General features: G+C 46.5%; 8 protein-coding genes and 5 tRNA genes. 6 read left to right on the forward strand and 7 right to left on the reverse strand.

Going from position 1 to position 12,126, the window contains the following annotated elements; all coding sequences use genetic code 11:
- Positions 1 to 56: 56 nt before the first annotated feature.
- Positions 57 to 1,736: a ribulokinase gene (locus tag AABK39_RS17005; RefSeq protein ID WP_338392528.1), complete on the reverse strand. Its 1,680-nt coding sequence runs from the start codon at positions 1,734 to 1,736 to the stop codon at positions 57 to 59.
- 388 nt (positions 1,737 to 2,124) lie between these two features.
- Between AABK39_RS17005 and AABK39_RS17010 the strand changes: the two genes are divergently transcribed.
- The 4 genes from AABK39_RS17010 (at position 2,125) to AABK39_RS17025 (ending at position 6,006) form a co-directional block, all read left to right on the forward strand.
- On the forward strand, positions 2,125 to 3,048 hold the full coding sequence (locus AABK39_RS17010) for a lipid A deacylase LpxR family protein (RefSeq protein ID WP_338392529.1): 924 nt from the start codon (positions 2,125 to 2,127) through the stop codon (positions 3,046 to 3,048).
- A 137-nt stretch (positions 3,049 to 3,185) separates the two neighbouring features.
- The gene (locus tag AABK39_RS17015) at positions 3,186 to 4,313 is read left to right on the forward strand and encodes a DNA polymerase III subunit (protein ID WP_338392530.1); all 1,128 of its coding nucleotides are present in this window, start codon (positions 3,186 to 3,188) and stop codon (positions 4,311 to 4,313) included.
- Between the two features lie 49 nt (positions 4,314 to 4,362).
- Entirely contained in the window at positions 4,363 to 5,313 is a 951-nt protein-coding gene (gene hemC, locus AABK39_RS17020) for a hydroxymethylbilane synthase (protein ID WP_338392531.1), read from the forward strand.
- 300 nt (positions 5,314 to 5,613) lie between these two features.
- Complete coding sequence (locus AABK39_RS17025) at positions 5,614 to 6,006, forward strand: T9SS type A sorting domain-containing protein (RefSeq protein ID WP_338392532.1); 393 nt, start codon at positions 5,614 to 5,616, stop codon at positions 6,004 to 6,006.
- Between the two features lie 186 nt (positions 6,007 to 6,192).
- Here AABK39_RS17025 and AABK39_RS17030 read toward each other — a convergent pair.
- From AABK39_RS17030 to AABK39_RS17050, 5 genes are all read right to left on the reverse strand, one after another.
- Positions 6,193 to 6,265 (reverse strand) — tRNA-Phe (locus tag AABK39_RS17030).
- Between the two features lie 32 nt (positions 6,266 to 6,297).
- Positions 6,298 to 6,370: transfer RNA gene (locus tag AABK39_RS17035), tRNA-Phe, on the reverse strand.
- A 25-nt stretch (positions 6,371 to 6,395) separates the two neighbouring features.
- Positions 6,396 to 6,468 (reverse strand) — tRNA-Phe (locus AABK39_RS17040).
- 21 nt (positions 6,469 to 6,489) lie between these two features.
- Positions 6,490 to 6,562: transfer RNA gene (locus tag AABK39_RS17045), tRNA-Phe, on the reverse strand.
- Between the two features lie 23 nt (positions 6,563 to 6,585).
- Positions 6,586 to 6,658 (reverse strand) — tRNA-Phe (locus AABK39_RS17050).
- A 179-nt stretch (positions 6,659 to 6,837) separates the two neighbouring features.
- Here AABK39_RS17050 and AABK39_RS17055 point away from each other — a divergent pair.
- A complete protein-coding gene (locus AABK39_RS17055; RefSeq protein ID WP_338392533.1) occupies positions 6,838 to 8,175 on the forward strand; it encodes a (Fe-S)-binding protein in 1,338 nt (445 codons plus the stop codon).
- A gap of 3 nt (positions 8,176 to 8,178) precedes the next feature.
- On the forward strand, positions 8,179 to 8,970 hold the full coding sequence (locus AABK39_RS17060; RefSeq protein ID WP_338392534.1) for a (Fe-S)-binding protein: 792 nt from the start codon (positions 8,179 to 8,181) through the stop codon (positions 8,968 to 8,970).
- Between the two features lie 54 nt (positions 8,971 to 9,024).
- Here AABK39_RS17060 and AABK39_RS17065 read toward each other — a convergent pair whose 3' ends face one another.
- Entirely contained in the window at positions 9,025 to 12,117 is a 3,093-nt protein-coding gene (locus tag AABK39_RS17065; protein WP_338392535.1) for an efflux RND transporter permease subunit, read from the reverse strand.
- Positions 12,118 to 12,126: the final 9 nt, after the last annotated feature.

Here is a 12,126-nt window from a genome sequence, read left to right on the forward strand (position 1 = left end):
GGCTGTTGATAAAACAATCCGTTAACGATCAACACAAAACACCGCAATAGGATTCACTACAACGCTTCGGCCTCTAGGGCTATCTTTTTGGAATTTTTCCTGATTACGCTCAATTCCTTCATTACGCCATAAAAATCCGAAGAGCCGCCTTCCACGCCAAAACCGTCATGGAGCTCTTCATAAATTCTGTATAATTGGGCATACACTTGAACTGAAGCCGAATTCGGGTTATAAACAACCGCCCCAAGCTGACAAGTCTTGTCCCTCAAATCACGGAAATACTCTTCCGACTGCCCGATAGACGCCCCGATCAACGCACAACCTAAAGCCACAGCCTCTTTAGCTTCCGCCACCAACATCGGTCGGTTCATCACATCGGCGTAGATCTGCATGAACAACGGATTTTTATGAGCGATTCCGCCACAGTTTATCACTCGGTCTACCGTTACGCCATTTGCTTCCAACTGCTTCACAATCCGCAAAGCACCGAAAGCGGTCGCCTCAATAAGCGCACGATAAATCTCATGACTTTCGGTACGCAATGTCATACCGATCAGCAAACCGCTAAGATCAGGATCCGTCAATACGTTTCTGTTTCCATTATGCCAATCCAAGGCCAAGAGTCCGCTTTCGCCTGCTTTGCATTTTGAGGCGCGCTCGGTCAACTCGCCATGCGCTGAGGCGTCTCCGTTATGGTGACAGCGGATATACCAATCCAACACATCGCCCACGGCGGATTGCCCCGCCTCTAAACCTGTCAGGCCAGGAATTACGGAATCGGGTACAACGCCTGAGATTCCCGGAACCTCCAAACGTTCTTCCGAAGACTGTACGAGAATATCGCAAGTCGAAGTTCCGATGATTTTTACCATCGCCCCTTCGGATATTCCAGAACCGATAGCGCCCGCATGAGCGTCCAACAATCCTACGGCCACAGGGATTCCTTCAGGCAATCCGGTTCGCTCGGCCCAATCGGCACAGAGGCCTCCCACGTTTTCGCTTACATCGTAAACTTCTTTGGGCAACGAATCCGCCAAACCGGAAAGTACGGGCGCCAATCCATTCCAAAAATCAGAACGAGGATAACCACCCAAACTGGCGTCGAACATCGCTTTGAAGCCCGCTCCGCAAATGTTTCTTTTCAATACGGAATCGGTGGTAATTCCCGCCAAAGCAGCCGGCACAAAATCCGAAAACTCCAACCACGTAGACGCCGCTTCAAAAACTTCGGAATCTTCTTTGGCGCATTTCCATATTTTGGAGAAAAACCACTCTGACGAATAAGCGTTTCCGCAAATCTTCAGGAAGCCGGGAAAGTTTTGCTTACCGTATTCGGTAATTGCTTTCGCTTCTTCAGAAGCCGTATGGTCCTTCCACATCCAAGCCAAGGCGTTCGGATTATCCTTAAACCGTTCTTGTCTGGATAGCGGAGCCAGATTTTCATCAACCGGAATCGGTGTCGAGCCTGTTGTCGCCGTCCCTATTCCCACAATATTATTCAGATCTATGCCCTCGGCTTTCGCTTTCTTTGCGATTTCGCCCAGCACAGTCTCCAAACACAACAGGTAATCATCCGGGTCCTGTCTGGCCAAATGCGGATCGGCAGATGACGCAATCACACCTTTCGGATATTCTTTGGTAGCAACAAAAAGCTCGGTCCCTTCGCTAATGTCCAATAGCAAAGCCCGGGCTGTCGTCGAGCCGAAATCGACCCCAATCGCATAACTCTTTCGCATAATTAAAAAGTCTTGGAGGTTGTAATTTTTTTCATTCTGAAATTAATGAAGCTAAAAGGTTTTTGCAATTGCTTTTATCTAAATCCTGAATTACCACAACCCAAAATCGGCATTGATATACGCCAAAATGATAAGAGAACGGTTTTTCGATCCCCCTCACATCCTATGAAGACGAAACTCATTTACACTTTTTCACGCATTCCACCCGATGAATCCTTCAACTTTTTCAATATCTTGTTCCTCTGACTCTCATTCTTTACGTTTCTTACTCTTCTATTTTCATTTAGCAAAACAAACACGGCTACTCCCCATGTTTACCTCAAGGACTTTCATCTGATTTTTAATTCGAAAATACATGACAGAACTCCCCGGCACTAAACGCTTTTTTTTGACCTTAACATATCTTTTCTCATGTGTTCTGCTTTCCAACGAAAACGCCTTTTCCCAAGGGCAAACTTTCGACCGTCACGTTTCTCTCACTGTTGAAAACGACGCCCTCCTTTTGCTAGGCATTGACCGATATTACACTAATGGGTTCGAGTTCACTTACAGAAAGCTAAAACAGAGCCCCGACAGCATAAGACCAAATATGCTTTTCCGTTATTCCTTGAGTCAGAAAATCTACACTACCGCCAGTAAGATTTGGGAAAAAGTCAAATACTTCGACAGACCATACGCCGGGTGGCTCTTCGCTGAGGCCGAGACTAATTGGGTTTATCAGAAAAACATATTCAGCCTCGGAATCAGGGCCAGTATGACCGGACCTTGGGCCAAAGGCGAAGAAATGCAAAACGGCCTGCATCGCTTACTCGGCTTTAATGAGGCCCGGGGGTGGGAATATCAAATCCACAACAGCTTAGGCATTGACATTACCGGCGCCTGGGAATCCGAAATATCCGGCTCAAGGAACTTCAGGATTACCGCAAAATGCAGAGGTAGCGCAGGTTCTACAATCACGCAATTTGCGGGCGGCCCAGTTCTGGAATTCGGCAGGTTGAGACCTTTTAAGCAATCCACTTTGAGAACCCACGGTTTGGGACCTAGAACGGGAACACCGGAAATCGTTTTTTACATAAATCCCGAAGCTGTTTGGCAGATTCATGACAGCACGATTGTAGGCCCGCCTTTTGACAGCGAAAGTCCCCAAACGGCCAAATTAGAACCTTTTTACGGAACTTTGAGCTCGGGAATAGCCTATACGCGCGGTCATTTGGCCACTAAGTTTTACTACGTTTTATATTCTCCCAATATCAAAAACATGTTTTTTGATTGGCATGGGTACGGAGGCATTACGCTGGCTGTGGTTTGGTAGGCAAAACCGTAGTTTTCCGCAAGCAGCTTTCCCGCCCCAAGGTTATCTATATTCGCCACATTTGCTTAGCTTTGGCCCTAGATTAGGATACCCGCGCTTGTTTAGGCGCAAATGTTCCATCATCACAGACCAAGAGAATGCTGTTTGCGGAGATAAAGGGCCAAGAAGCTGTAAAGGAAAAACTAATAGGTGCCGTGGCAGGCAACCATGTGGCGCATGCCCAACTGTTTAGCGGTCCAACCGGAAGCCCGACATTGGCTATGGCTCTGGCCTTTTCCACCTTTATTCTCTGCGAAAACCGACAGGAACACGATGCGTGCGGGCAATGTCCGTCTTGCCACAAAATGACGAAACTAACGCATCCTGACATGCACTTCTCGTTTCCGGTAAGCGGAACCACCAAGATTACGAAGTCTTTGGATTTGGTCAGCAAGAATTTCCTTGACCCGTGGCGTAAATTCCTCACCGAAAACCCTTATGGCGATTCCGACGATTGGGCCCTTGGATTTGGAGGAGAGAACAAACAGCTTAACATTTCGAAAGAGGAAAGCAGGCAGATTATCAACGCCCTTTCGCTGAAAGCTTTTGAGGGACGTTACAAGATTATGCTGATCTGGCTACCGGAATTTATGCACCCAACAGGAGCGAACGCCCTGCTCAAGATCTTGGAAGAACCGCCACAGGACACGTTCTTTTTCCTTGTGTCACAACATTCGGAACAGCTCCTGACAACAATCCGTTCCCGTACGCAACAAGTCAAAATCAACGGCTTCTCGGACGAGGAACTCTCCGCTACGCTGAACGAAAACTACGGTATCCCAGCAGAAAAAGCCTCAAGCGTGGCCGTAATGGCAGACGGCAATATAAAACAAGCCTTGACGTTTCTCGAAGAGGTGGAAGATCCAGGACACGAATCGTTCCGAAACTGGATGCGTTTGTGTTACGGCTGGGACTTCACCGGCTTGGTGGCTTCGGCGGACTCTTTTCAGAAAATGACAAAAGTAGAGCGACGGCATTTACTGGAATATGGACTCAATATCATGAGGGAATCGCTCATATATCAGTACCAAACAGAGAAAATCGCAAGGCTGACCGGCAATGAGGCGGGATTTGTCCAACGCTTTTCCAAAACGCTGACTCCGGAAAAGATTTCGGAAAGCACTGAACTGATTAATACGGCCCTTTACCACTTGGAACGCAACGCCAATCCGAAGATCCTGTTTATGGACCTTTCGCTTGACATTGCCAGATTATTACGAAAATAAATTACAAGCCCGGCGCCCCAAGGCGCTCGCACTTCCGACATACATAATCATGCGAAACGACGACACTATCAGAATCGGCACCCGAAAAAGCAAACTCGCACTGTGGCAAGCCTACCATATCGCGGACCTGCTCGAACGTGGCGGACTCAAAACGGAAATCGTCAAAATCGAAACCAAAGGCGACAAAATCCTAGACGTGACCATCTCCAAGATTGGGAGCAAAGGAGTCTTTACCGAAGAGATTGAAGATAAGCTACAATCTGGAGAAATTGATATTGCCGTACACAGCGCCAAAGATATGCAGTCGGAGCTTCCGGAAGGATTCGAACTGATAGCCTTTACGGAGCGCGAGCGCGTAAACGACGTTATCGTAAGCCGGGACAAGAGCATTAGCTTGGCGGATTCTTCAAGGGAAATCATCTTGGGAACATCTTCAAACCGAAGATTGGCGACACTGAACCGCTACTATCCGCATATCAAGACTGTTCCCGTACGCGGTAACCTTCAGCGCAGGATTGAAAAAATGGACGAAGGACAATGCGACGCGTTGCTTCTCGCCTTCGCCGGCGTCCACCGCATGGAATACGACGACATGATCGCCGAAATTCTCCCTCTCGACACTTTCACTCCGGCAGTTGGCCAAGGCAGCGTAGCCGTAGAAGCGCACGCAAACCTTGACCCGGCACGTAAAGAACGTATAAGAGAACTCACCAATCATCCGGAAACAGAAATTTGCCTGTTGGCCGAAAGGTCTTTCCTGAAAACTATGCAAGGCGGCTGTAGCGTTCCGGTGTACGCACTGGCTAGCCTTACGGAGGACAAAGAGGTCAAACTCACAGGCGGAATCCTTAGTCTTGACGGAAAAGAGGAAATCAAGCTTGAAAAGCACATGGCTCAGAATTCTCCAGAAACGCTCGGAAACGAAGTTGCGTACGAAATTCTGGAAAAAGGAGGCGACAGAATTTTGACCGAGATCAAAAAAGCACTCGGAAGAATCTAAACCTAAAAAAATAAAAAAGTGGACGGAAGGCCCCGCCAATGGGCTTTTCAGTCTGCTTTTTATGGCGAATAGACAAACTTGGATCGTTTGTTGCTTGAAAAACGGAATCCCAAGCTCAAACTTTTACGTACAAATAACTTACAGGCCATTGCATAATATGACGTCTCGTCATATTATTGTACGATTAGGGACCCTATTTGCCAAGAAAAGCTTATTCACATCGTTATATCTTTGGGCTACGTTTAAACCTTAGCCCATAAACGGTGGTCAATAGAACGAAGAGACCTAAAAAAGCTTCGCATGAAAAAAATCTACGGGCTGATTATACTTATGCTAACCCTGGGGGGAATTGCCAACGCGCAGAGCGAAAACGCTGTGACGGGTTTGCGCAATACAGCCAACCACGTGGAGCTTTTCACCAATCCCAGCACTAACGAAATAAATATTCGGGTGACCAACCCCAAATACAAGAGCGTGCAGTTCCAGCTATACAATGTGGTCGGCAATTTGCAGAAATCGAAAGTGCAGGAAGTCAAACAAGGAAAAGTGTTCGCTCGCGAGGATGCTTCAAAGTATAAATTCTACAAGCTAAATACGAACAACTTGGCATCTGGCTATTATCTTCTGGTACTGAAAGACCCGAAAACCCACTTCTACAAAGCCTTACAGTTTCAAAAAATATCATCCCAATAACTGGATAATTCGAACAAAAAACTTCCTATTCCATAACTGAATGCGTATTTTACTATACGCTTTTTTTATGCCCTAATAAAAAAGCACCCAAAACAATACACAAACAGAAACCTCAAAAACGCTGAGAAACGCCATCCATAAACACAAAAAAAGCCTCCGGGAAAAATCCCGAAGGCCACACGACTGTGGTGATGAGTGGACTCGAACCACCGACTCACGGATTTTCAGTCCGATGCTCTACCAACTGAGCTACATCACCTCGTTAAGGTCTATAAACTTGGCACTGGTTTGTGGTGATGAGTGGACTCGAACCACCGACTCACGGATTTTCAGTCCGATGCTCTACCAACTGAGCTACATCACCAGGATAATAACCAGCGCCAAGAAAGTGGTGTTGAGTGGACTCGAACCACCGACTCACGGATTTTCAGTCCGATGCTCTACCAACTGAGCTACAACACCGTTTGAAAAGGTCAGGATTTGTGGTGATGAGTGGACTCGAACCACCGACTCACGGATTTTCAGTCCGATGCTCTACCAACTGAGCTACATCACCAGATGACAATCCTGACGCTTTTGTGGTGATGAGTGGACTCGAACCACCGACTCACGGATTTTCAGTCCGATGCTCTACCAACTGAGCTACATCACCGTCAAAAGGGACTGCAAATGTAGGCCATATTTTCCAATATGCAAGGCTTTGTAACGGAAAAAATCTTGTCTCAGACACATTTTAAGAGGCTTTTTGGAGCGAATACACGTTTTTGGCCGGATCTTTTCGACTGCTTTTACATAGAAAAAACAACAGCAAACAAATAAACCCATTTGAGTATGAAGCTTTTGCAACAAGCGATCTTTGTTTTGACTCTCGCCACGGCTTTTTATCTTGTGGCCAAAAGAGTAATCAGAATCAGAAATAATATTCTTTCCGGAAAACCCGAAAAAATATCCGGAGACAGGAGTCAACGCCTCAAAAACATGTTATTGGTCGCTTTCGGTCAGAAGAAAATGTTCCAAAAACCGATTCCGGCACTGTTACACCTTTGCGTATACTCCGGATTTTTGCTGATCAATATAGAAGTGCTCGAAATTGTAATCGATGGCATATTCGGAACCCACCGGATTTTCGCCACCGCACTCGGGGCTTTTTATTCTACCCTGATCAGCTTTTTCGAAATTCTGGCCACACTTGTCATCACCGCTTGCGTAGTTTTCCTTATCCGGAGACACATCCTTAAAGTAAAGCGATTCTCAGGCCTTGAAATGACCCGCTGGCCCGTGTTGGACGCTATGCTTATCCTAGTGATTGAAATCGCCCTAATGGTCTCCATACTTACTATGAACGGCGCCGATCAGGTATTGCAGACAAGAGATGTCGGTTACACCGCCACGGGGCCTTTTCTCCTTAGCGGATTGCTCAAACCGTTCTTCTCAAATTTTAGCACTGGAACTCTTATCGTTGCCGAACGGACCGCTTGGTGGTTCCATATATTGGGCATCTTTGCTTTCGCCCTTTATATCACTTACTCCAAGCATTTCCATATCGCATTAGCTTTCCCGAGCACATACTTTGCAAAACTTGAGGCAAAAGGAAAAATCAAAAATATGCCCGAAGTTATGGCCGAAGTAAAATCGATGATGGGTGAGGAAACCGGCGAGGAAGAAACTCCGGAGATACCGGTCTTGGGCGCTAAAGACGCGACAGACCTCAGTTGGAAAAGCCTGATGGACGCTTACACTTGCACCGAGTGCGGACGATGCACATCGAATTGCCCCGCAAACCTAACCGGTAAAATGCTTTCGCCACGAAAGGTAATGATGGACACCCGCGACCGCATCGAGGAGATCGGGGAATTCCGCTCCAAAAACGGAGAAAATACTCCTGACGGAAAAAGCCTTCTCGGCAACTATATCAGCCACGAGGAACTTAACGCCTGCACCACTTGTAACGCCTGTACGGACGCTTGTCCGATTAATTTGGACCCACTCTCCATCATTATCCAATTAAGGCGCCATATGGCCATGGAAGAGTCTTCTTCTCCAAACGAATGGAATATGATGTTCGCCAATATCGAGAACAACTTCGCTCCGTGGAAATTCCCGGCCTCAGATCGCTTTAATTGGGCCACCGAACTCGCCAACGAAAAACCAACCGAACAAAAATCCTGACCCATGACAAACGACCTATACAAAGTCCCCACTATAGCCGATATGGTAGCGAAAGGCGAATTTCCCGATGTCTTGTTCTGGGTAGGATGCGCCGGCGCCTTCGATGACAAATACAAAAAGGTAATCAAATCATTGGTGAAAATCCTCAATAAAGCCAATGTCAGCTTTGCTGTTTTGGGCCCTGAAGAAACTTGTACCGGCGACCCTGCCAGAAGAGCCGGAAACGAGTTCTTATTTCAGATGCAAGCCCAGTCCAACATCCAGGTTTTGAACGGATACGGCGTTAAGAAAATCGTGGCATCATGTCCACATTGCTTCAATACACTAAAAAATGAGTATCCTGACCTAGGCGGGAAATACGAAGTGACTCATCATACCGAATTGCTCCAAAGCCTAATTGACGAAGGTAAACTTTCATTGGAAGGCGGTCATTTCAAAGGGAAAAAGATCGCCTATCACGATTCCTGCTATCTCGGCAGAGCGAATGAAGTTTACGAAGCGCCCCGAAAAACGTTGGCCTCCATCGACACTAATCTGGTGGAGATGAAACGCAATAAACGCACTGGCCTATGCTGTGGCGCCGGAGGCTCCCAGATGTTCAAAGAGCCTGAAAAAGGCGACAAAACCATCAACGTAGAACGGACGGAAGAGGCACTCTCCACCGGTGCGGACGTTGTCGCCACAGGGTGCCCGTTTTGCAAAATCATGCTTACGGACGGCATGAAGGCGAAAAACCGGGAAGAAGTACAAGTAATGGACATCACAGAGGTGATTGCGAAAGAAGAGGGGCTTTAAAGCCCCTCCTTTTCTTATCTCACCTTACTTCTTCTTACCCGAATCCAAGTTTTATTATTTTATCTCCGGAGCCTTTGCTTTAAAGAAGATCTTAATTAACACAGGTATAAACACCAGTGTAAGGAATGTGCCAAACAATAACCCGAAAATCAAGCTTACCGCCATAGGAACCCACATTCCGTTATCAAACCAAAGTGGCAACAGCCCAAACGCTGTGGTGAATGTGGTCAACAATATTGGCCTAAACCTCTGTCTTCCAGCATCCACAATTGCCTGAAACAAAGGTTTCCCTAATTCCTTTTCCTCTATCGCTATTCTATCAATCAAGACTATGGCGTTATTGACGATTACCCCCGCCATCGAAATAAAGCCCAAAAACGCAAAGAAACCGAAATAGGACCCCGCCAAAAGCAGTCCCAAAACGCATCCCACCAACCCTAACGGAATAGTCATCGCAACTATTCCCATTTTTCTGAGGGAGTTAAACTGCATCAACATCAAAAACAAAATAATGAAACCGCTAATAGGCAAGTTTTTAGCGATTGAACCTATTCCTTCTTTACTGTCATTGGCCTCACCGCCTAATTCATAGCTATATCCCAAAGGCCAGTTCTTTGAGTTTTCATTAAGCCATGGGGTTACGCCTTTCATTATTCCCGCCGCCGTAAAACCATCCTTCACCTGTGACCTTACCGTGATTGTCCGTTTCAAATTCCTCCTTAGAATCTGTGGGTTCTGCCAATCAATCTGAAACCTTGCTACCTGTGCTAATGGCACACTAGATCCGTTGCTTTGCGAATAAACATTCAGGTCTTTCAACTCGTCAATCGTAACGTCCGTCGCCCTTTCATTCCTGAGCAAAATCGGAATGACTTTATCATTTTCACGAAACTGCCCCGTCTGAGTACCCAATAATGTCGTTTGCAAAGACACCGCCACATCCGAGTTACTTATTCCGGCCTCATCGACTTTCAGCGGGTCTATCTCCACAACCACTTTTTTCGTTTTCACGCCCCAGTCATCAGAAATATTCTGCGTTCCTGGATCAGAGGATAAACGAGCTTTTACTTGATCTACCAACTGGTATAAGTCATCAATATTATCGCCTGTAATCCGAACTTCTATAGGGTAGGCCGACCCTCCACCTCCTTGAAGTCTCGAAACTTGAAATGTATTCAGCTCTGGTAATTCCTCAAAGATAAAGGCCGTCAACTTGTCGATAACCCATTGGTTTACGGCTCCAGTGGTGGTATTCACTATTATGTGGGCACTTCCCGTGTTACTTTGTACAGGCGTGTAACCCAGATCATATTTTGGAGCGCCTTGCCCCAAGAAAGACGAAAAACTCGTAACTCCAGCTTCTCGGTTAGGACCCACCAGAAGGCTATCGTTCAAATAGTTTTCCACTTTCTTCACCATCTTATTCGTTTCCTCAATACGGGTCCCCAAAGGCAACTCCATATTGACATACACCAAGTTTTTATCGCTGTCCGGAAAGAATAGGAAAGGGAGAACCGTAAACCCGAAGATGGCGGCTACAAATAACCCTACGACAATCGTTAGCAATTTCCGAGAATTCAAAAGTGACCACTCTTGCAATTTGGAATAGTAAACCAGAATTTTCCCGAAGAACCCCTTCTGCCCATCTCCTTCCTCATCGCTTTTCTCTTTCTTCTTCAAAAAGAAAACACACAGCATCGGAATCAACGTAAGGGAAATCAACCATGACGACAGTAAGGCCAGACTCACCACCAAAACAAGATTTCCAAACAGTTCGCCCATAACGGACTTCGCCAAATAGAATGACAAAAACGCGGCGATCGTGGTTAGGGAAGAAGTCAGCAACGGTATGACAAGCTCTTTGGACGTTTCGCAAGCAGCCTTGAAGCCATCTATTCCTTTTTCCAGCTTAACCATTATCGATTCGGAAACCACAATCGCATTGTCAACGAGCATGCCCAATGCGATAATAAGCGCCGCCAAAGTAATCTGATTAAGCCCCAGCCCCATTTTTTCCATCAGGAAAAGAGTGACCACAATCGTTGTCGGAATAAGAGATGCCACGATAAAGCCTGTCCTCCACCCCAAAAACAACAGCATAACCAAAAGAACAATAACAACACTCTGAATCAGGTTCACGGTAAAATTGTTGACTGACCGTTGCACTTCAAGGTCTTGAGAAGTAAGCCTGACCAACTTCAGACCATAAGGAAGACGGGCGTTCCATTGGTCCGTCAGCTCATCCACTTCTTGTCCAAGTGTCGTGATATTCGCTCCTTTCTTCAGGTTAATGGCCAATGCGAGGCCTTGGTGCCCCATGATCTTCATAAATTCACTAATCGGATCATCATAGCCACTGTACACATCCGCAATATCCCCTAGGTAAACATAGCCTTCGCCGTTCTCACCAGTAGGGATAAGGGTTTGCATAATCTGCTCCACACTTTTATAATCCCCCGTGGGTTCGAGGACAATCCGTTTGTCGCCCAAAACGATGGATCCGCCTGACGACACAATATTGCTTTTCTGGATAATCTGCTCTAGGCGCTCTTTTGTCAAGCCGACTTCAGCGAGTTTAGCGTTATCGTACGCCACATAAATTGTCTGGTTAATGACGCCGGCAATTTCCACTTTACCTGTGTTAGGAAGCTCTAGTAATGCGTCACGGACATCGTCGGCGTACTCTTTCTGCTCTTCGAACGTAAACCCTTCGGAAGTAAGTCCCACCATAATGCCGTAAACATCACCAAACTCATCATTGAATTCGGTTTTGATTACACCTTCAGGTAACTGGGACTGGACAGACTCAATTTTTCTTCGGATATGATCCCAAACAGGCTGTAAATCCTGAACTTCGTCAAAAAGCTGAATCGTAACGATAGAAATGCCGGTACGGCTCTCGCTAGTAATATTTTTCACCTCCGGAACTTCCTGAATGATCTTCTCTATCTTGTCAGTCACCAAAAGTTCCATCCGCTCAGGACTAGCCCCGGGAAATCTTGTTATAGCCAACGCATATCTCACCTTAAACGGAGGCATATCATCCCGAGGCATGGATCCGTAACTCGCTAAGCCCAGAATGAATAAAATCACGAACAACCCGATCGTCGGGCGGGTGTTATTGAGCGCTGTTTTGGTAATATTCATGCTTTTGGA

Origin of the sequence: Fulvitalea axinellae (genome assembly GCF_036492835.1) — a bacterium.
GTDB lineage: Bacteria > Bacteroidota > Bacteroidia > Cytophagales > Cyclobacteriaceae > Fulvitalea > Fulvitalea axinellae.

What these genes read in the sequence shown, in the direction of transcription:
- AABK39_RS17005 (WP_338392528.1), bottom strand. Translation starts at nt 1,736, where the DNA reads ATGCGAAAGAGTTATGCGATTGGGGTCGATTTCGGCTCGACGACAGCC.
- AABK39_RS17015 (WP_338392530.1), top strand. Translation starts at nt 3,186, where the DNA reads ATGCTGTTTGCGGAGATAAAGGGCCAAGAAGCTGTAAAGGAAAAACTA.
- hemC (WP_338392531.1), top strand. Translation starts at nt 4,363, where the DNA reads ATGCGAAACGACGACACTATCAGAATCGGCACCCGAAAAAGCAAACTC.
- AABK39_RS17025 (WP_338392532.1), top strand. Translation starts at nt 5,614, where the DNA reads ATGAAAAAAATCTACGGGCTGATTATACTTATGCTAACCCTGGGGGGA.
- AABK39_RS17055 (WP_338392533.1), top strand. Translation starts at nt 6,838, where the DNA reads ATGAAGCTTTTGCAACAAGCGATCTTTGTTTTGACTCTCGCCACGGCT.
- AABK39_RS17060 (WP_338392534.1), top strand. Translation starts at nt 8,179, where the DNA reads ATGACAAACGACCTATACAAAGTCCCCACTATAGCCGATATGGTAGCG.
- AABK39_RS17065 (WP_338392535.1), bottom strand. Translation starts at nt 12,117, where the DNA reads ATGAATATTACCAAAACAGCGCTCAATAACACCCGCCCGACGATCGGG.